Source organism: Psychrobacter glacincola (genome assembly GCF_965118485.1).
Classification (GTDB): Bacteria; Pseudomonadota; Gammaproteobacteria; order Pseudomonadales; family Moraxellaceae; genus Psychrobacter; species Psychrobacter glacincola_D.
This window is the reverse complement of the sequence record NZ_CBCPJH010000046.1, coordinates 1-19,824: the sequence shown is the minus strand read 5'-3', so window position 1 is coordinate 19,824 and position 19,824 is coordinate 1. Positions and strand designations below refer to the sequence as shown.

Below are 19,824 nucleotides of genomic sequence, written 5' to 3'. Positions count from 1 at the left end.
GGTCTCTGCCGCTTCGGCAGTATTCCAAAGCGTCTCCCGATCCACACTCACACCCAGCACCTTTAATGAAAATGGTAAAACGATATCGCTGCTCATCACCCCAGACTTTTTACTATAGTCATGGGTCTTACCATATTTGGCATCATCAAGCACATCGCCAGCACGATAGGCGGCTGACGCCACAGCCGACTGCCCTGCTTTTCGAGAAATTGCCTTTGTTGCAATGTGTACCATCGTCATAAAGAGCCACCTGCTATTTTTGCTTTTTGCACACCACCGCTTTTTGTGGTGTGCGGGGTTTGGGGTTTCCCCAACGAAGAAGGATTCAAAATTAAGAATAGTAACGAAGTGGATAGATTAAATTTTGAGTCGTTACTTCGCCCTTAGTCAGGGAGACGTCACCATAAAATAATAAACTAAGCTATCTAAGGTTTCGGATGTAATTGTGTTAAAGCTTACCACAAGTGATTGAATGATAGTGGGGTGCTTGCTATGCTGAGTAAAATTTAATTGATAAGGATAAATCTGATGTCAGTATTTAATAATAAAGCGCCTGTGTCTATTTTTGATAGTCAAGACTCTAATGAGCTAAAAGAACGTCAACGGTTAGAAGAGTTAAAACGCCAAGCTAAGGTTCAGCAGGTAAAGCTAGATAAACGCTTGAACAAGCAGAAGATTCTAATGGGATCGTTTTTGGGTCAGGTTTTGGCAACTGATGGTGAGAGTGAACAGATGATTCGAGAGTATTTTGCGATTCATTTCCCAGATTTTTTAACGAGAAAATCGGATAAAGAATTGTTTAAAAGTATGATTGAAAGTTTGGGTGGCGATGTGGGTTTAATCGAGGAAAACGTCCCGTTTGTAGTGAATACGAATCAGGAATATGAAGAGTGATAATTATCAGTCACAGTGTTTTTTATATTTTCCTAAGACGTTAAGAGTTCAAAATTTAAACTAGAAGAAATAAAAACGAAGGTAATCATTGTACTAATAGGGAAAGGTATCGCACACCTTTACAGAAAGTGGATGACCTAAAGAGAACTAAAAGCATTAATTAAGATGAAAAAAGCCTCACTATTAAGTGAGGCTTTTTAGTATTTGGAGCGGGAAAAGAGATTCGAACTCTCGACCCCAACCTTGGCAAGGTTATGCTCTACCACTGAGCTATTCCCGCATATAAAGCAGCTTTTAAGCTTTAAGAACCGACATTCTACATTGTAAATAAGATATGTCAATGTTTCAGTGCTGCCCCAATAAATAATTCAAGATTATCGGTTATATGGTCTGTCTATGTATACTAAGCAACTCAAAAAATGAATTAGGACGTTCTCTATGTTTACTAAAGATTTACAGGATTTAGTTTTTAAAAGACATGACGGAAATGGTGCTGAAGAGTTACTTATAATCACTGGTTATATAGGACCCTCACCATTTAGGGAACTTAGTAAACTTCCTATTAAATGTAGAGTGATTTACGGAATGTACGGCTCTGATAGCATTGGAGAGAGATTGCACAAAACACTGAATGAGTTCCAATCGTCCTCTCAGAATACTGAGCTTCACTATTCTAAAGCAGGTATTCACGCAAAATGTTATCTATGGACAAAAGAAGGTGTTGTTATAGATGCTTTGGTTGGTTCAGCAAACTTCTCTCACAATGGATTAGCGACACCTAATAGAGAGGTTTTAGTTGAAGCTGATCCAGAAGTATTCCCTCAGCTAAACGAGTATTTCAAAAACATTCTTTCGAATTCAATTACTTGTGACTCACACTTAGTTGTAATAAAAACAAAGCAAAATCAAAATATTAGCGCTAGCGCTAGCGCTTCGATTGAGTGCAAGCTTTCCTTTCTGTCAAAAATCGACGGGGTTATCATGGTACCGAAAGCTAGTGGTATAAATTGGGGGGCAAACTCAAAAAAAGCTGGTGGTACGTCTAACACTTCGATAGGTGATGCTGAAATCAGAATAACTAAAGAAGCTATTAAAGCCTTCCCTAGCTTATTCCCGCCTAAAATTGGTACTTCAAGTAAAAAATCAACTACTGGTAAGTTGACAAGACAAAACGACGAGATTGAATTGATTTGGGATGATGGCTTTGTTATGAAAGGTCTTTTAGAGCAAAACAATAGTATGAATGGGTTGCTTTACCCTAAAGCCATTTGCTCTAGTGAAAAAAAATCTGTTTTAGGGCTCTATCTTAGAAAGAGGCTAGGGGTTTCACCAACACATATTATTACTAAAGAGGATTTAACTAATTACGGTAGGACCGACGTAACAGTTTCACTATTGGCTGAAGGTGTGTATGAGATGGATTTTTCTGTAAATAAAACTCTCTAAAATTATTTATTATCATTCACACCCAGCTTTTTAATTTGTTATCTGTTAAAATTTGCTCCTGTTTTTCAAAGAGATAGGTTTCATATTATGGCGGCTAATAAACCAACAGTAATTGATATGTTTTCAGGTTGTGGCGGTCTATCCAAAGGGTTTATAGATGCAGGATTTGAGGTTTTACTTGGCGTTGATTTTGACGAAGCGGCTCTAAAAACTTTTGAACATAACCATAATGGTGCTGTTGCATTTAAAGGGGATTTATTTAAAAAAGATACCTTACAAGAAATTGTAGAAATCGTAGATGGTAGAAGCGTGGATGTTATTGTTGGCGGCCCACCTTGTCAGGGTTTCTCTTTGACAGGTAGCCGTCAAGAGGATGATGCACGTAATACTTTATTTAATAGCATGGTGGAAGCCGTTAAAATATTCGAGCCTAAGGCATTCATACTTGAAAATGTTCCTGGTCTAGCCACACTGTATGGTGGCAAAGCTAAAAAAGAAATACTCAAAAAGTTTGGTGATTTAGGTTACACAATAAACTATAAAGTGCTCTATGCACCGGATTACGGCGTTCCACAGATCCGTAAGAGAATATTCTTTGTTGGCTTAAAAAATGGTGTGAATTTCGACTTTCCAGAGCCTGTACATAGCCCTGATAATTATGTCACTTGTGAACAGGCTATTAGTGATTTACCTAGCTTAGAACATGACCTTGGTCACGAGAATATTGAATATCCCAGTAAACCACTATCTAACTATCAACAAAAAATGCGAGAACAATCCTCTACGCTTCATAATCATATTGGCACAAGCCATACCGATTTAGTTAAATCAGTGATTGCTTTAGTTCCAGAGGGAGGTAATCACAAAGACTTGCCTCCCGGTGTCGGCGATAGTCGTAAATTCAATGAAGCATGGACTAGATATCACAGTCAAAAACCTTCTAAAACTATCGATACAGGACATCGAAACCACTTCCATTATAAATGGAATCGTGTTCCTACTGTCCGTGAAAACGCACGACTACAAAGTTTTCCTGATAACTTTAAGTTGTTTGGAAATAAAACTCAGCAATATAAACAAGTAGGGAACGCTGTCCCTCCTCTATTAGGATTTCATTTAGCGACTGCCTTAAAGCCGTATCTAGAGTGAGGTAAGGATAAACTATGAGCTATAAATATATTGATCTGTTTGCTGGTTGTGGTGGTTTATCTGAGGGTTTCCATAAAACACCTGATTATGATTTTGTAGCGGCTGTTGAGTGGGAAAAAGAGCCTGCTAACAACCTAATTAATAGGCTTCAAACAAAATGGGGTGAAAAAAATGCTGCTGATAAAGTTATGCGCTTTGATATTCAGCGGACTGACGATTTATTCAGCGGTTGGACAGAAGACGAAGATTACGGCTCTCATCAAGGATTGGATAGTTTGGTTGGCGATGAGCCAATTGACCTCATTGTAGGGGGTCCGCCATGCCAAGCTTATTCCTTGGCAGGTAGAATCCAAGATAAAAATGGTATGAAAGATGACTACCGTAACTATCTTTTTGAAAGTTACATAAAAGTGGTCGATAGATTTAAGCCAAAAATATTTGTTTTTGAAAATGTTGTTGGTTTTTTATCAGCCAAACCTAAGGATACCTTAGTTGTTGATTTAGTTCGTGAAGAGTTTGATAAGCATGGCTATGCCATCGTTTCGGATCTGAAAAAATACGCCTTACAAGATCTAAGCTTATATGGTGTACCACAAAAGAGAAATCGCGTTATTATCATAGGTATTAGGAAAGATTTGTATGAAGATACAGAAGCTTTGCTACAAGACTTTTATAAAAACATACTACCTAGCTATCAAGAGCCAAAGAAAACTGTAGGTGAATCACTCAACGACTTACCTAAACTCTATCCAGTTAAAGAGTATAGACTCAATGGGAAGAAGTTTTCGCACACTCAACCTGATGTTGTTGTACCAAATCACATTCCTAGATATCACAATGAAAAGGATATTAGTACATTTGAACTGCTTGCGTCCGATATCGAATCAGGAAGAAAAGAGTATGTATCTACAGAGAGATTACGGGAACTTTATACTGAAAGAACAGGAAAAAAATCCGCTGTTCATAAGTATTATGTGCTGAGAAGTGATGAACCTAGTAATACAATCCCTGCTCACTTGTATAAAGATGGACTAAGACATATTCATCCTGACTCAAAACAAGCTCGTTCAATTACGGTGAGAGAAGCGGCAAGACTACAAAGTTTTGATGATGACTATGAGTTTGTATCGTCTGCTGGAGCAAATTACAAAATGATTGGTAATGCTGTGCCAGTATTGTTCTCGTATAAGCTAGCTCAATCTTTAGTGAAGCTGCTTAAGATTATAGAGACATAATATCGTCTGATTTAGATGATGATGATACTTTCATAGTATTTGCATTACCTATTACTGAATATTAGGCTAAAAATGAATATATCGGTGACGAAAGCGTCGAGAGAATGGGGTATATCAAGAACTTGGATCTATAAAAAAATTAATGATGGCACCCTTTCCAGAACCGCAGACAAAAAAATAGATGTCTTAGAAATGTTACGCGTGTTTGGACAGCCCATGCCAAAAGCACGTGCTGAAAGCTCAGATAGCACTTCCGGAGGTATGTATTCCAATGGTTGTGATATAAAGTGCTGTACAGAGCTTAAACACCAACTAGAGCTAGAAAAATTAAAAAATAATCATCTACGACAACAAATCAGTAATCAAAAGCAGTTGGTAGAGACTTATAAACAGCAGATTAGTCAATTCAATAAGACATTGGCGATAGCTAACGCCAGTATTCACGATTTTGAGCAAGGGGAACTGTGAGAGTCTGAACAATGAGAACCTGACGATGAGACATAACCCCTCTTTCACATTGGCACTAATGCCAATATCTGAACCACTCCAGAATTACCGGAGGTTCAATTTTCTGAGAGAAAAAGATAACTTCGTACTACTCAACCATATATATAGCTTCTATGCGAAGGCAATTAGCCTGATCAGCAACTCCACTCCCATACCAAAGACTTGTTTCTTCAGTGACTCTATCCTCTATAGCTCTACTTATTACTAAGTACTCTTCAAGCGTTACATCGCCGTCAGTTTTGACTATAAGTATCAGGCCCTCGACATTAATACCTTTAGGAATCTGATTGAGGATTTGACTAATCGCTCTTTCTGCTCGATCTAAACGATCTGCACCTATTATGGTTGCCTGTATGAAATGAGCAGGCTTTGTGAATTGAAGTGCTTTTTTGAGATCATTGAAATCTGTAGGGACTAAGTTGCCATTCCTATTAGATGGAACTTCGAATACATTCATTACCTGTGGTACTTCATCAGGTTGGCAAATAATAGTACCGTCTATCACATCGAACTTATCAATACGTTTGCTAGTGGTTTGTAAGCCGAATAAGAATGATGCTCCTGCAGTGTCTTTTAGGTCAATCAGTGATTGCTCTTCCCAATCATCATCGATAAGAAAAAACGCAAATTCAGACAAACAGTATTTTTTTGCTAATGGCAGATATAGGTTAGTAATAGGTAGGCTATCTAACCATGCTTTTGTCTCTGTAATATCGAAGTATTTCAATGGAGTCCTCATTTTATAAAGATATAGACGGAGGCTTTGTAGAAGTAGTAATCTTCGCCTATATAGTTTATCTATTCTAATAGTTACTACTATTTAGTTACCGCTACTCCAACACCGCTAGCGACAGCCCCAGTCACAGCTCCAGCCGCAGTAATTGCAGCCGTACCACCGGCTACTCCAGCACCACCAGCAGCTATTGTGCCACCACCTAATGCGGCCAGAGATGCACTAGTTAAAGCAGCACCTGATAAACCACTAATCGCTACACCTGTGCTAGTTGCCCCTAATAGACCTGCCCCACCAGCTGCCGCTGCTATCGCAGGAGCTGCTACCAAAGACAACCCACCTGTCGCTACAGTTGTAGCGACAACTGCCGTTACCTTAATAGGATTATCTATTACGAAATCGACTACATCTTCTGCTAGATATGCGACATCAGTTAAAAAATCAGTAAATATGCCCATAACTCTTATTCCTAGTTGTTAATCAAAAAGTGATTTTGCTTGCTTAAATTAATAAAACATATACCGCTCTAGAAAACTTCTTGCATAGTAATTCGGCTGGTTTTATAACGCCCATGAAACTTTTCAGGATCAAAATTGATTTCATTGAGCGCTTCCTCAATGCCAGTGTTGACAATTGGAGTGCTATAGCTATACCCACTGCCAAGTATAGAGTTTTGGAAAAATCTTCCTATAGGGTCAATCATTAGGTAAGAATCGGTCATCTCATCATTATCCTCAGAGGAAATGATATTCTCGAACTTGCTATGGCGCTCTAAAAACTCGATGAAATCATCTTGAGACACCTCATTTTCCCTAGTTATAACTGGCAATACTTTGAAAACCTTCCATTTATTAGGAGCTGCTTGATCAATGAATGCTGATAAATCTTCTGATTGATTCAAGCTGCTGACTACAGTATTTATTTTTATATCGATACTTGGATTAAGTTCTTTAATAACGCTAATGTCCCTCAATACTTTCTCGGTATCCATTACCCCGCTTTTTTCTGTCCTACCAATTTTTATATTAGTAGGACTATCCAACGAGTCGACGCTGAAACCGATACTGTTGAAGTCATTTGCTATAAGTGTTACTAACTCATTATTTAGCCGACTACCATTCGTGATTGCAGACAAGCTAAACTTTCGTTGCTTTGCCTGATGAATAATCCTTGTCACCTTTCTAATGTTCAAAAATGTTTCGCCACCGACTAGGTTTAGGCGAATACTCTCAAACTCGGTCAGATATTTACCATTTAGAATCGCGGGCAGTTTCTGGATTTCGTCCATTAGCTTACTAACGGAATTTTCATCATTCATCAGCTCGTTCTTTTGCTTATCCCACTTAGCAAAGCAGTAGTTACAATGATAATTACAAGCCTCTGTGATATGCCAATTTACCACCAGCTCCCTTTGGATCTTAATTCCGTTGTCCATAACTACCCTTAAAATGTGTTTTTATATGCTTATCGAACCAATAGTGAATGCACATCTCTCGTGATATATACCCACCATAACGTATGGCTAATATGCGGTTTTAATACTTAGTCAAAGAAACCGCCTAAAATTCCACCTACAACTGCACAAGCACCTACTGCTAATGCAACAGGAACAATGACAGGAGCTGCTGCTACGGTAAGAGCACCGCCACCCACTGCCGCGGTAAATCCTACAGCAGCTGACGAACCGGCTATAGCGCTTGATGTTCCTATTAGTGCCGTTGTACCTAAAGCAGCGCCTGATGAACCGACTAAAGCTCCAGTAGTAAAGCCTGCTAACTTGCCAATAGCTAAGCCAGATGTTGCCGTAGTCCCTGTGAAAATATTTGCAGAGCCTGCTGCAAGCCCCACTACTCGTGTCGCTGCTGATGCTGTATTAATCGATTTGTATACTATAGCTATGGTACTAGTATGTGTTAAAACAGCTTTCACTTGTTTACTTTCACTTTTACCCGTCACGCACCAAGCTGCAAAATGCTCGCAATTATTAAATACAAGATTGTAGCTATCTTCACCAACACGGCTTAATGCTCGTCTAACAATGTCCTTCGATGAAAATCGCACCTTATTAGCAGGATATTCGATGACGTAACACTTTGCTTCACTGCCTAAAAATCTCTCCATAGTAGTGATTTCAAGCGACCCTTTTTTGAAAGCTTGGGCAAATCCACTGTAGTGAACTACTCTGCCATCACCACAGTAAATTCCATGGTGTGAATAGCCAGTTCGATACGTTTTGATGTGTGAGCCGAGTGATAAATTTTGCACGGTATGATCCTCAATTTAATATGATTTAGTATTTTTTATAACTTTTTACATCGTAAGTTGTGATGATGGAATTATTATCCACCACCACCACCACGCCACCTTTGGCGATAACCTTAAGAGCTATATTTTTCTGTGTGATCAATTTAGCTACTGCCTTACTGATTAATCTAGATACGCCAAAATGCTTAAACTTTTTCCGCAAGCGTATTAATCTTTTTATATGAGCGTTTAGATTATCAACCATCTTCCGAACCATTTTTCGTGTAGTCACAAACTTGTCACCCTCTATGTAACCGTTATCAATGGTAAACCGGCACATGTCATAAGTAATGCCTCGCTGCGTCATGCGCTTTTGAAAATGATATGTTGGTTGCATCTGACTGATCTCCGTATTTTTCGTGATTGTGATTTGAACACAGACAGCTTATACTTAGGAAAAATTTAAGGCAAATTATGATTTGTATATGGTTAGGTAAAAATCTATGGTATCAGTTATAAATTAACATATAAATAGTACGTTTAACAACAAATTAATAATTAACCTTACTATTATAGAATTAAATCGTTAGTTTACATAAAAATAATGTATATTATTTATATATTAGATATAATCTATAATATAACTTAAGTATTAAGGCGTTATTTGCGTTTACAATAATGTTGAATTTTTTAGGAATTATTATGCAATCAGATCCTTTTCGCACAGTACCTCGTATCAATTCTCGACCAACAGAACCGTCAAATGACATTATAAAAAGCAATTTAAATCATTTAAAAATTAGACCTAAAGATGTGGATGATATTGTCAAGGATGCACAAAATGCCTATAAGATGGTTGTTGAACAGGTATTCTTAGTAATGCGCTATGTGCGGCAGCTGATGATGCAAGAGCAAAATCACTTAGCTATTAATGGCAGAATGAACCTACTATTAACTATTTTCGAGAGTCAAGAAGAACATGATCAAGAAGAACTTGAGAAAATTCAGAGAGGCGTGCTGCAAAAGTTAGAAGAAAACGTTGGCAGTAATGACGTAATTGCTTATCTACAGTCCTTAGAGTCTAAGGAAAGCGCTTATATGTTAATAAAAATGCAAGAAAATGGGGTGGCTTTTGCACCTGCAAGATATATTGTCGGTAGTCAAATTTTACCAAGGCCGTATGCTTACTATGATATGTATACCTGTCTGCAGCACCCTATTGAGCTTTTTAAAAAGCTGCTTAGCCAAGACGTTCATGACGAAAAAAAGGTTGAGAGATTGATATACGATAAGATCAAATATCATGCTAACAGTATTAATCCTAAAGGATCTGGCTCACTGGCTATGATTATCCACAAGGATATGCCGAAAGAGAAGCAGCAGCATATTTTTAAACTGAGTAAAGAGGAAGATTTTGCACAAATCATCAAAGACTATAGTTCAACTAATAAAGATATTATTTTACAAGAGATAAGAAGCGAACTGGCCATTGAGTTAGGGGAATGGGCGTCAGATATCTTTGCTCGAATTTCAAACCCATCTTATTCTAGATTATTAGCAAGCAAGCCTTGGAGGAAAAAATTAACTTTTAATAATTTTTTTGATATATCTCATAATTTAGGCAATACAGTTATTTCTTTAGATTCTGGATTAGTCAATAATTTGCACAAAATTAACCAGCTAGACGATCTTTTTGACAGTCTTAAATTAGCATTAAAAGCTAAGCTAAGCATGCATACCGGTGGTCGACCATGGGAAAAAGAACAATCTATTAATAATGAAGATGCTTTAGCTGGTATCAGTGCTTGGTACGACAGATATTCAACTGGGATGCTTAGAAAGATAGATCAGATTCCAAAGGCGATTACTTCTATCATTTACTTTGATCTTAAAAATCACTCTCCAAGCTTAAAAAACGCAATTTCTGATGCTGAAATACTTAGAGCTGCCTACGATGATTCACAAAAGGAAATAGATGAAAAAAGAGCAAGTCCAGTAAGGGAGCGGAACTTGTTGCTTACCTTTATAATCTCATTAAACTTATATTTGCGTGATGATAAAAACAAAAATAATCTTGAAGACTTGGTTGGAAGAATCAAGCGTAATGATATTAAGAGTATCAATACTTTAAGTACGTTCAACAACTCAATCATGTCTTCATGGAGTATTTTCGATCACAATGAGGATGGTAGTCTAGATGCTGAGTTTGGATTGAGCAACCAAGATAAAATGATGTATCGCTTTAAAACGATACCTGTATTTTTTAAAAAGAATATCAAGACAGAGCTTAGCGAATTACTTTGGATGATTTCAAATCAAGCCAGTACTGAGAATCCGGTACCATTCCCCTATAATTCTGCATTTCCCTGGCCTTTATGGATCAAAAAACCCCAAGGCTTTGGTTACAAGTATATAAGCAGAGTTTTAGGCTATCGAGTTTATACACAGTCTTTTATAAAAAAATTAATATAGTAACTAATTTTGCGAACAAAAAAGCAATCAAGTAATAGGGTATACCCTAGCGGAACCAGCTATTTCACCCTTCAAACCTATTAACAGACCACTTAAAACAGACTGGTATAATGGAACTACTTAAAAGATCCTAATAGCCATGGGGTTTTCTCGATGCAAAACATTAAGAAGCAGACCGCAATATCGAGCCTAGACTTTAATAATCTACGCAAACTCATGGATGCCTTAATTAATCTAAAAAGAATTGATGATCTAGATTCTCTTGATGCAGATTACAGTTTTGAATGGCAAGAAGATGCCAATGAGATGATTGATGGCATCAATAAGTATGTAGAGCAAACATTAGCTAGCCTAGAGGCAGAGAGCTACCAAAATGCTCACTGTAGTCTGACTTCCTTGAGAATTCGCCTACAGAATTTAAATGGCACAATAGATGGGATCACTAACGATGTCATCTTAATGAATTGTGATAATGAAGAATTCACTTGGCCACCATTGAATGAAGATTGTCGTATTCTTGAGTGATGGCGCAAGCCCTAATACTCTAAATAACCCCTAATTGGACGCTTACTAAACTGTGGTGCGTTCTTTTTTAGTCTATTAATCATCTCAAACTCTCATATCCTGACCAGCTAGGTTAATCGAGCTAATTAAATCGTTGTAATTTACTTATTTAGAACCGCCCTTTAACCATTATGTATCTGATAGCATCGTGTCTATAATAAAGGCAAATGAATAGTTAAAACACCTTAGCTATTAACCCTGCTTTAACACCCGATAAACGGTAGCCACCCCAACACCAACTGCCTTAGCGATTTCCTCTTTTGTCATATTATTTTGACTGTCTAATTCTCTAATACGATTGTGTTTTGCTAGATTTGCTTTCTTACCAGTGGGCTTATAGCCACTGTTAGCCAATCCTTGCTTGATACGCTCTCTACGCTTGTCGTTATCAAGCTTTGCCATCGTTGCTAATAAGTCGATCAGCATATGGTTAATCACTGTTAGAATCTCACCTGTCATACCCTTACTCACCGTATGTGTCGTTGGTAGATCAGCCACCACCAATAGTAAGCCCTTGTCTTTGATACGCTGCTTTAGAACCGCAAAATCATCTTGAGATAGCCTGCTTAATCTATCCACGCTTTCAACCAGCAGAATATCATCTTGATTGGCATCATTAAGTAACTTAGTGAGTGCTGGTCGATCGAGCTTCGTACCACTGAAATGCTCAATGTACTCAACATGGTTATCATCATAACTTGTACTGAAAGCCACCAAATCAGCTAATGCTCTGGTAGCGTCTTGATCCTTAGTGCTGGCTCTCACATAAATACGAACGGTCATAACGCTACCTCTATTACTTAGACTTAATAATTAATGTTCATTGATAACAGCAAGAGATTACTATCATTTAATATCAGAGACAAGTCTAATGATAGATAAATTATCATTTAAAGGTTTTATGTTTTAGGTATAGGTTAATGATAGTGCGTTTGAAGTAGCTTTACTGCGTTAGTCTATTTTACCCAGTCTATTAATTGGTTTTTGGTGCCTTTTAGGTAGTTTCGCTAGGGTGTACCCTATAGGTGTTTAAATCCATCTAATTTTATATATACTATTTTTATATTTAAATATTGACTATTATAATAATACCATACATACTATGGGTCATATGGTGATCAATCAAAAGAGTCTCGGTACTTATAAAAAAAAGGACCTATTATGAATAGTAATGCGTTGAAATATACTAATAAAATCCTTGATGCAAGTGGATTAAGCCAAGATATACAAGGTATGACACCAAAAGAAAGCAAGGCGGCAATGAAGAAGCTAAAAAGACTTCTTAAAGATATTGAGTTTTTAAGAAGAACCGGTGGAATTACTTTGATAGTTGCAGAAGATAGTATTGTAACAACCTATCATAACAACTCTATGAATAGAAAGCTTAGTGCGAGTAAAATGAATATTTTTTATTGACTATTATAAAAGTAATAATTTGAATAAATTTTAAAAACTACTAAGGAATATTATTATGAAAGCCACTAAACACTGCCAAGTCCGCCAGAAACAACGCAATATTTCTAGTCCAGTGGTTGCTCTAGCATTAAGCTGTGGAACTAATATAAAGAATTCAGACAAGATTGTTTTAAGGAAAGCCGAAGTAGATGGCCTATATAACAGTCTGCTCGATCTTATGAAGCGACTCGAAAGAGCTTAGCAACCAATGTAGCCACATAGAATATATACAAAACGGTAGTGGTTTCAAATATCTATAATCAATTGTCAGCAATATACAGGTAAAGTTTATGAGTTTAAAAATCGAATTTGATGAAGCGGCTTTTAATAAATTAGAAGACCCAACCACGGCTTTTGATAAGCCAGAATTTAGAAAGTTTAATATGAGATTTAACAATCTCGATTTGTTGATTATTGATGCGATTGCTAAACGCGACGGCGTATCACGTTCACAGATCATTAATGATTTTATTGAAGAGTCCCTGAAAGATTTTTTGAGTCAGTGCTCAAGTGAAGAGGCACTACTCATAACGGAATACGCTGAATTTCTAAGTAAAAATAGTACTAAATCTAATAAAAATTTCTCGTGGCAATTATGGAATATCAGTCGTAGGAGTGTTCATCCAGAGAGTTTGTTGGATAACCAAATGCATGTTTTAAATGAGCACTTTAAATCAGGACAAGCACCGCAGTCCTTGAACAACCTGAAAGAGTTACTTGATAAGAGTAAGGCAAAAATACAACAAAGCTGATTTGATTCGAAAATTAGTAATAAGTAAATATTATCTAAATAACCAGGAAATACTAATGACTTCACTATTTGAAAAATTTAATGAAGCACAAAAAGCCAGTAATGATGAGCACTATTCAACTATCTCAGTAAGAACGCCTTCTGAAATCGCTTCAATGGTAGAAACTGTCAGCACAGTGACCCAGGAAGCTGTCATAAATATGTTCACCAGTAGCTTATCTTCATATTTAGCGAGCTATCTGCTTGAAGATTCCAGAAACATGGACCTCATTAAGCAAGTATTAGACGAACAGTATGATAAGCATGATCATGAAGTAGAAAAGATGGTTTCAGGTAGTTGTATTGAAGTTTTAGAAGACGAAAATATTTTGAAGGTTAGTAATTATTTTGATTATGAGTCACTATTACTTAAATTCAAAGAGAATCCAGAATAGGCAAGTGCAGTTCACAGAATAGATATAGACCATATCCTAAGCTAGCCTGTACTTATTGATGAGGCACAATATATTGAATAATATTCAAGTAATATTAACCGATCTGGATGGCACCTTGATTGATACTGATCAGGCTAACAATTTAGCTTATAGAAAAGCAATTGATTCCTATATGCCATACATGGAAGTGCCTGTAGTAAAAAGAATCACTAAAGAGGTAATTGATAAGTACTGCACCAATGAGGTATTAGCCGAAAAAATCCAAAAAGAGAAGATTGGATATAACTCGCAATTTCTAGACTATACCTACCTTAATAAAGAGCTAATTAATTTCTTAATTAGTAATAAGAACACTACTAAGGTATGTTTAGTAACGAAAGCCTCTCCTGAAAGAGTTATTCAGCTTCTTGATCATCATAACTGCGCTAAATTATTCGATAGAATATTTTTTTGTAAGCATATAGACAATAAGTATCAACATGCACTTAACGAAATCAATATTTGCTCTAAAAAGGTTCTAGTTTTTGAGGATGATTTAAATGAGGTATTCCATGCAAATGAAGCTGGAATACCAGATAAAAATATAACTAAGATTAGCCTATAAGTGAGGATTAAGACGTGAATCAATATACCATCGTAAAAAACGAGTACTTGAGCAAAGATATAAAAGCATTTTATCGTTGTGTATACCAAGGCTACGGTAAGGTTGGTAATCCTGACTATATAAACTATCTGAAAAATACGTTTAATAACGCACCGAGATATAAAATAGAAGCTGCTAAGAATTCAGTTAAATCCAATCTTGCAGATGAATTGTTTAATGTTCTGTCTACAATATCAGATACTGAAGTCGCTATATGCGTAATACCTAGGTCAAAAGCTATCAACACTTATTCTACTCTACAGCTAGGATTTTCTGAATCTATTAAAGAGGTAGTTCCTCGAATACAAGGCTCAGGAAAAAATTTGATAGATGGAACTGGTTATATAGTGCGTCATACTGATACCTGTACCACTCACTTATCTCGTAGCTCAAAAGGTGGTGGAGGTGGTAGTATGCCTTATATCGGTATTACTAAAGATACTTGCACTATTTCAGAGAAAGTGAAAGGTAAACACATATTGTTAATTGACGATATTTATACTAAAAATATTAATGTAGATGAAGATGCTATTCAGTGCCTACTTGACCATGGTGCTAAGGATGTAACTTTCTTTAGTATAGCTCGTACAGCTCATCGGTCGTTTTACAACGGCCGCTAATAATTAAATATCCTTTGCTAAGATTTTTAGCAAATTATTGGTTTAAATGAATATATTAAAGTAGGTTTTTAATGAAAATAACAGATCATGCTCTAAATGTTTTAACAGCTCGCACCTTCAAAGGTATAGGGGAGGCATGGTTAAATAATAATCTTACAACTAGAATTCCTTATGAAGCTATCGTTGAGCTCATTGCGGTAAAGGATGCCAGTGTAACAGAGCAGTCTTTTTTAGAAATGAAAGCTAGGCTTGAACGTTTGGTTGAAAAATTAGGCGATAGTTGTGATGGAGTGGTGGCAATAGGGGATGATAACTATCCTATTCTTCGTCGCGACTTAAAGAAAAAAGGTGATATTCCAAGTTTTCTATTCTACAAAGGCGATTTGCAGTTACTATCTCCTGATAATTATAATATTGCTGTTATTGGTGTGCTCAATCCAGATAAAGAAACTGAGGCTGATGAAAATCAAGTAGTTGAGCAGTTTATTAAAAAACACGATGCGACAATCGTCAGTGGTCTAGCAAATGGTTGTGATAGCATCTCGCATAGAAAGGCACTGGCATTAAATGCTCGAACCGTTGCTATTTTGCCTAGTCCTTTAAACAATATCTTACCAGCTCAAAATATAGGTTTAGCTCGTGAAATTGTTGAAAACCAAGGTCTGCTAATTACTGAATACTTAACGTCACCTTCACCTGCGAATTTTAGAGAACAAGCGAGTAGATATGTAAAAAGAGATCGTCTGCAAGCACTTTTCAGTGATTTGGTGGTATTGAGTGCGAGTTATAGTAAAACAAGCCTTGATCCCAATAATCCTAAACCAGACAGTGGTTCCCGTCATGCTATGGAAAAAGCAAAAGAATATGATATTAAGCGTGCTGTAATATATAACGAAGACTATCAGAACAATCCTAAGTACGATTTAAATCGACAAATCATAAAGGAAGATGGTCCACAAGCCATAGTAATTAATCCAAAGGACATAGACAATTCTTTACCTAGCAACCTGAAAGAATCAAATGGAAGGCTTTCAATACCTGAGCAGGTAGGTCTAGGTTTCTAATTATATTGAATAGAAGCGGGCTATTGGGCTTGGTTATATATAAATTGAGTGTCTTTGCGGCTTAGGTGTTGATAAGTAGTGTGTATAAGCTTGATACAACTTATGCACACTATTTTTATCTCTGGCCGAATGTTCTGACTGATACAGTTCAAACGCTCACTAGGGAGGAAATCGGTACCCATAACGGGCGTTATGGTAAATAAAAATAATTTAAAAGCTTACAGCCTAATATTCAATTACTCACTTGGGTACCGAACTTAATAATTCGCAAACCTATCCTCATACTCATCACAGACCTTCAATCCAATTTGTACGGCCTCACTCAGATCAGCACCTTCTTTGACACTATAAGGCACATTTGGCGTCAAACGACTTAGCTTTAAGCCATCTACCGCTGCTTTGTTAAGCGGTATACCAACGTAAGATTCATCGGTGTAACCCTTAGGATGAAAAAACACCTCACGACCAAAGGAAGGATTTGAGGCACACGCAATCTCACCCTCAGGCACCGTAAACGGATAAGGTGTTGTGTAATCTTTACTCCATGTCTGCTCACTCACTACGATATAGCCTGAACCATACAGATCATTTTCTGTATTGTCTGAGCTGCACCCAATCATAACGATAGACGCTACTGCAATTAACCACCTGGACATATTGATTCGCATGGTACGCCGTCCTTATCACGATCTAGCTTGGTATTTCCACATTTGAGTGCTTGTTTGGCTTGTTCACAGCTAACCATCTGCCCACAAGTGCGCGGTAAGCCTTTACATTGAGAGCCGCCAGCACCTTTAGCAAACAACGGATGTTCTACCTCGACATCACTATAAAATGGATTATCAGTGACTGTAACTGCTGCCTGAGAAGATAAGGCAAAGAGAGATAACGCCATACTTAGAATAAGTTTTTTCATAGAACCTACTTTCTTTAAGACCTAAGACACTGAGTTCAAGCATTAATAATACCCTATATTTGTTCAATAAAGTGAGTGCTATATAACCAACCGTCTGATTTACACAGCAGTTTATTTATAATTTGCCTGATAGATAAGTTAGTGCGATAGTTGTTCACTGAACGTTCTGGACAGTTGTACTGTACAGACACTAAAAACGTACTTGAACACTAGGTGAACAATGAACATATCGGTGACGAAAGCAGCAAAAGAATGGGGTGTATCAAGAACGACGATCTATCAGAAAGTCAATGACGGTGAACTTTCCAGAACAGCAGATAAGAAAATAGACGTTTCAGAAATGTTACGCGTGTTTGGTGAGCCAATTTCTAAAAAACGTACTGAACGTTCAGTGGACACTGTTCAAAGTACACCTCTGAACAGTCAAAGTGTTCAGTACAATACGGACATTGAACACCTATTAGCGCTTGAAAAGCTCAAGAATGAACATCTCAGCCAACAAGTGAGTGATCAAAAGAAGTTAATAGAAAATTATCAGCAGCAGATAGGACAATTGAACAAAACACTGGATAAAGCCAACGCCAGTATCCAGGATTTCGCACAAGTGAGACTGTTAGAGTTTAAGCAAGCTGAAATGAGCGATGAGCCGCCATTTGAACCAGAGCAAGAAAAAAAAGACGATTCAGTCGTCGCGACGGCTAAGAAGAAAAAACGGTGGTTCTTTTGACTACAACTGATGTTCGTAAATCATCCCAGATTCTATATGAATGTTTATAATTCACTAAGTGGAGAATAAGCAATGACTGACTAATTTGACCTTAAAAAATAGCTGAGCAAATCCACTTTAAAAACTGCCTTATTCCAATCAGTAAGCGCCTAAAATAAGATACTTGCCGTTATCAAGTTTTGTGAAGTTATTTTCATGAGCTAGAATAGCTGCAACCTTATTAAAATAATCAGGTGATTTCATCAACTCAGGCTTTAAAAATTGTAGCAATTCCTCATCGTTTAAATCATGTTCCAAGTTATCAAATTTCTCTTTCGCATCGGCACTAATGCTAATATCAGCAGTACGAACCATATTGATAATTTCGCTAGTATGTTCTCTTACTTCGCTACTAAGCTCATAAACAACACCTGAAGCACACCACTCGAGGGCGTCATTAAAGAGCGGCTCCCAAGCAATAGATGCTGGGTCATTGCTTTCGCTTTTTACACGGTTATATTGGCTTAAAATAGCGTTAATCGCTTCTTCGCTAAAATCGCTTACAAGCTCATGCTGCCCAAATTCTGCAATAAAATCCTGCGTATTTAATTCTGATGTACCAGTAGTCATGTCTATAGTCCTTGTTGTATATAATTCAGAATGGTCTCGATGTTGGAAAAAACATTAGTGTTTAATCTTTGGTAAATAGCTCTCTAAAGCCTTATTAGGCTTGTTAAAGCTTTCAGGCTCTCGTTGTATGATATTAATCATTTCGCGCTTAAATGCGTCAGTCTGCATTTTTCCGTCATAACTTAGGCTTGGATGATCGTTATAGTCATTCATAAACTGCACGCTATCGACAATGGACTGGATGGCTGCTTGCGATAATGCACCGTCTGCACCCGTTAGCTTGTCTAATGTTTTTTTATGGAAACTCAGCTTTAAGCCTCTAAATCCCTTACCTCTCGATTTCTTTTGATACTCCACGCTAACACTATAGTTTGTATTCTCGTTAATGTCGTTAATAGCTGTTTCAATAACAAATTGTCGCAAATGACCGAACTGCTTGTATTTACCTTTGACATTCATTACATGCTTAAATTCTTCAAGTGTAAAATCTTTGCTGTACTGAAACTGATTAACCCACATAACGACCAATTCATATAAACGTATTGAGTGGATACTTGATAACTCGCCGATTTCAAGCAACTTATACTTAGTAAAATTAGCTCTTAGCTGTGTCAAATAAGGCAAAATCTTTTCTGCAAAAGATAAAGAAACTTCTCCGTTATCCGGGTCATAGACAATACTACTGATAAGTCTTGTTTGAAGTATTTTGTTTTCGGGCAAGCTCATTACAATATCAACGTCATACAAACGCTTACTTGCGTTTTCCATATCACGATAGACGTTCTGCTCGTTTTTAGACTTCTTACCAAAGAACAGTGACTTTATATCATCTACAGACACTTTAAATTCAGTCTGTTTTGTTACTTCTGGTGCGTCAGGTCTGCTGTCTATCTGACTAATACACGCAAGCATTAGCTCTTTGTCTGTTTTTTGCATTGTGTATGTTGCTAAAATCAGCTCGTTTGATTGAACAACTAAATTATTTTCCATTTTTAATCCTGCTCATTTACTGTTTTTTTTAAAAACATTCAAGCTATAGTAACATTAAAAACAGTCAAATAAACAGTATTTAATATACAACTGTTTTTTCTGCTCATTTACTGTTTTTTCTGCTCATTTACTGTTTTTTCTGCTCATTTACTGTTTTTTCTGCTCATTTACTGTTTTTTCTCTTTGTAAGCTATTGATTATAAAGAAGAAAAAAGGCTCTTAAACAGGAGTAAACAGGAGTAAACAGGATCAAATAAAAACCTTTAAAGAAACGGGTGATAAAATTTTTTGTGGATAAGTGAAAAATCATCACTTAAACCACATAGCTTGGCTAAGCAATTTATCCCTCAGTAATCGTTTTTTTAAGGATG

At 36.9% G+C, this 19,824-nt stretch carries 26 protein-coding genes and 1 tRNA gene; 15 read left to right on the top strand and 12 right to left on the bottom strand.

The window, feature by feature from the left end:
• The coding region (locus ACMHKH_RS13335) for a MobA/MobL family protein (protein WP_413521128.1) at positions 1-240 on the bottom strand (240 nt) is incomplete at its 3' end.
• Between the two features lie 288 nt (positions 241-528).
• Here ACMHKH_RS13335 and ACMHKH_RS13330 point away from each other — a divergent pair.
• The gene (locus tag ACMHKH_RS13330) at positions 529-894 is read left to right on the top strand and encodes a hypothetical protein (protein WP_413521127.1); all 366 of its coding nucleotides are present in this window, start codon (positions 529-531) and stop codon (positions 892-894) included.
• A gap of 205 nt (positions 895-1,099) precedes the next feature.
• On the opposite strand, the gene ACMHKH_RS13325 is transcribed toward ACMHKH_RS13330, so the two are convergent.
• Positions 1,100-1,174: transfer RNA gene (locus ACMHKH_RS13325), tRNA-Gly, on the bottom strand.
• 158 nt (positions 1,175-1,332) lie between these two features.
• Between ACMHKH_RS13325 and ACMHKH_RS13320 the strand changes: the two genes are divergently transcribed.
• The 4 genes from ACMHKH_RS13320 to ACMHKH_RS13305 all read left to right on the top strand — a co-directional run bounded on the left by ACMHKH_RS13320 (position 1,333) and on the right by ACMHKH_RS13305 (position 5,192).
• On the top strand, positions 1,333-2,340 hold the full coding sequence (locus ACMHKH_RS13320) for a restriction endonuclease PLD domain-containing protein (protein ID WP_413521126.1): 1,008 nt from the start codon (positions 1,333-1,335) through the stop codon (positions 2,338-2,340).
• 87 nt (positions 2,341-2,427) lie between these two features.
• Entirely contained in the window at positions 2,428-3,489 is a 1,062-nt protein-coding gene (locus tag ACMHKH_RS13315) for a DNA cytosine methyltransferase (protein ID WP_413521125.1), read from the top strand.
• A 14-nt stretch (positions 3,490-3,503) separates the two neighbouring features.
• Complete coding sequence (locus tag ACMHKH_RS13310; protein WP_413521124.1) at positions 3,504-4,724, top strand: DNA cytosine methyltransferase; 1,221 nt, start codon at positions 3,504-3,506, stop codon at positions 4,722-4,724.
• A gap of 84 nt (positions 4,725-4,808) precedes the next feature.
• Positions 4,809-5,192 (top strand): hypothetical protein, encoded by a 384-nt coding sequence (locus ACMHKH_RS13305; RefSeq protein WP_413521123.1) that lies wholly within the window; start codon positions 4,809-4,811, stop codon positions 5,190-5,192.
• Positions 5,193-5,319: 127 nt separating this feature from the next.
• On the opposite strand, the gene ACMHKH_RS13300 is transcribed toward ACMHKH_RS13305, so the two are convergent.
• The 5 genes from ACMHKH_RS13300 to ACMHKH_RS13280 all read right to left on the bottom strand — a co-directional run bounded on the left by ACMHKH_RS13300 (position 5,320) and on the right by ACMHKH_RS13280 (position 8,605).
• Positions 5,320-5,958 (bottom strand): hypothetical protein, encoded by a 639-nt coding sequence (locus ACMHKH_RS13300; protein WP_413521122.1) that lies wholly within the window; start codon positions 5,956-5,958, stop codon positions 5,320-5,322.
• Between the two features lie 89 nt (positions 5,959-6,047).
• Complete coding sequence (locus ACMHKH_RS13295; RefSeq protein WP_413521121.1) at positions 6,048-6,422, bottom strand: hypothetical protein; 375 nt, start codon at positions 6,420-6,422, stop codon at positions 6,048-6,050.
• Positions 6,423-6,490: 68 nt separating this feature from the next.
• On the bottom strand, positions 6,491-7,399 hold the full coding sequence (locus ACMHKH_RS13290) for a viperin family antiviral radical SAM protein (RefSeq protein ID WP_413521120.1): 909 nt from the start codon (positions 7,397-7,399) through the stop codon (positions 6,491-6,493).
• A 107-nt stretch (positions 7,400-7,506) separates the two neighbouring features.
• Positions 7,507-8,229, bottom strand: coding sequence for a lecithin retinol acyltransferase family protein (locus ACMHKH_RS13285; RefSeq protein WP_413521119.1), 723 nt, complete (start codon positions 8,227-8,229; stop codon positions 7,507-7,509).
• A gap of 25 nt (positions 8,230-8,254) precedes the next feature.
• Complete coding sequence (locus ACMHKH_RS13280; RefSeq protein WP_413521118.1) at positions 8,255-8,605, bottom strand: hypothetical protein; 351 nt, start codon at positions 8,603-8,605, stop codon at positions 8,255-8,257.
• Between the two features lie 305 nt (positions 8,606-8,910).
• Between ACMHKH_RS13280 and ACMHKH_RS13275 the strand changes: the two genes are divergently transcribed.
• The gene (locus ACMHKH_RS13275; RefSeq protein WP_413521117.1) at positions 8,911-10,680 is read left to right on the top strand and encodes a hypothetical protein; all 1,770 of its coding nucleotides are present in this window, start codon (positions 8,911-8,913) and stop codon (positions 10,678-10,680) included.
• Between the two features lie 153 nt (positions 10,681-10,833).
• Entirely contained in the window at positions 10,834-11,205 is a 372-nt protein-coding gene (locus tag ACMHKH_RS13270; protein ID WP_413521116.1) for a hypothetical protein, read from the top strand.
• A gap of 231 nt (positions 11,206-11,436) precedes the next feature.
• Here the strand turns inward: ACMHKH_RS13270 and ACMHKH_RS13265 are convergent, their stop codons facing one another.
• The gene (locus ACMHKH_RS13265) at positions 11,437-12,027 is read right to left on the bottom strand and encodes a recombinase family protein (RefSeq protein ID WP_289051688.1); all 591 of its coding nucleotides are present in this window, start codon (positions 12,025-12,027) and stop codon (positions 11,437-11,439) included.
• A 378-nt stretch (positions 12,028-12,405) separates the two neighbouring features.
• Between ACMHKH_RS13265 and ACMHKH_RS13260 the strand changes: the two genes are divergently transcribed.
• The 7 genes from ACMHKH_RS13260 to ACMHKH_RS13230 all read left to right on the top strand — a co-directional run bounded on the left by ACMHKH_RS13260 (position 12,406) and on the right by ACMHKH_RS13230 (position 16,211).
• A complete protein-coding gene (locus ACMHKH_RS13260) occupies positions 12,406-12,660 on the top strand; it encodes a hypothetical protein (RefSeq protein WP_413521115.1) in 255 nt (84 codons plus the stop codon).
• 55 nt (positions 12,661-12,715) lie between these two features.
• Entirely contained in the window at positions 12,716-12,901 is a 186-nt protein-coding gene (locus ACMHKH_RS13255; RefSeq protein ID WP_413521114.1) for a hypothetical protein, read from the top strand.
• Between the two features lie 88 nt (positions 12,902-12,989).
• A complete protein-coding gene (locus tag ACMHKH_RS13250) occupies positions 12,990-13,451 on the top strand; it encodes a hypothetical protein (RefSeq protein WP_413521113.1) in 462 nt (153 codons plus the stop codon).
• Positions 13,452-13,506: 55 nt separating this feature from the next.
• Positions 13,507-13,884 carry a hypothetical protein gene (locus ACMHKH_RS13245; protein WP_413521112.1) on the top strand — a complete coding sequence of 126 codons (378 nt, stop codon included), beginning with the start codon at positions 13,507-13,509 and terminating at the stop codon, positions 13,882-13,884.
• A 73-nt stretch (positions 13,885-13,957) separates the two neighbouring features.
• Positions 13,958-14,488 (top strand): HAD hydrolase-like protein, encoded by a 531-nt coding sequence (locus ACMHKH_RS13240; RefSeq protein ID WP_413521111.1) that lies wholly within the window; start codon positions 13,958-13,960, stop codon positions 14,486-14,488.
• Positions 14,489-14,502: 14 nt separating this feature from the next.
• Positions 14,503-15,147 (top strand): amidophosphoribosyltransferase, encoded by a 645-nt coding sequence (locus tag ACMHKH_RS13235; RefSeq protein ID WP_413521110.1) that lies wholly within the window; start codon positions 14,503-14,505, stop codon positions 15,145-15,147.
• 71 nt (positions 15,148-15,218) lie between these two features.
• Entirely contained in the window at positions 15,219-16,211 is a 993-nt protein-coding gene (locus ACMHKH_RS13230; protein WP_413521109.1) for a DNA-processing protein DprA, read from the top strand.
• A gap of 257 nt (positions 16,212-16,468) precedes the next feature.
• Here ACMHKH_RS13230 and ACMHKH_RS13225 read toward each other — a convergent pair whose 3' ends face one another.
• Positions 16,469-16,867: a hypothetical protein gene (locus tag ACMHKH_RS13225; RefSeq protein ID WP_413521108.1), complete on the bottom strand. Its 399-nt coding sequence runs from the start codon at positions 16,865-16,867 to the stop codon at positions 16,469-16,471.
• Positions 16,852-17,127: an excalibur calcium-binding domain-containing protein gene (locus ACMHKH_RS13220; protein ID WP_413521107.1), complete on the bottom strand. Its 276-nt coding sequence runs from the start codon at positions 17,125-17,127 to the stop codon at positions 16,852-16,854. The genes ACMHKH_RS13225 and ACMHKH_RS13220 overlap by 16 nt, the downstream gene beginning before the upstream one ends.
• Positions 17,128-17,359: 232 nt before the next feature.
• Here ACMHKH_RS13220 and ACMHKH_RS13215 point away from each other — a divergent pair, with 232 nt between their 5' ends.
• Positions 17,360-17,854 carry a hypothetical protein gene (locus tag ACMHKH_RS13215; RefSeq protein ID WP_413521106.1) on the top strand — a complete coding sequence of 165 codons (495 nt, stop codon included), beginning with the start codon at positions 17,360-17,362 and terminating at the stop codon, positions 17,852-17,854.
• Positions 17,855-17,992: 138 nt separating this feature from the next.
• On the opposite strand, the gene ACMHKH_RS13210 is transcribed toward ACMHKH_RS13215, so the two are convergent.
• The gene (locus ACMHKH_RS13210) at positions 17,993-18,463 is read right to left on the bottom strand and encodes a hypothetical protein (protein ID WP_020444579.1); all 471 of its coding nucleotides are present in this window, start codon (positions 18,461-18,463) and stop codon (positions 17,993-17,995) included.
• A gap of 54 nt (positions 18,464-18,517) precedes the next feature.
• On the bottom strand, positions 18,518-19,453 hold the full coding sequence (locus tag ACMHKH_RS13205; protein ID WP_087815676.1) for a replication initiation protein: 936 nt from the start codon (positions 19,451-19,453) through the stop codon (positions 18,518-18,520).
• Between the last annotated feature and the right edge of the window lie 371 nt (positions 19,454-19,824).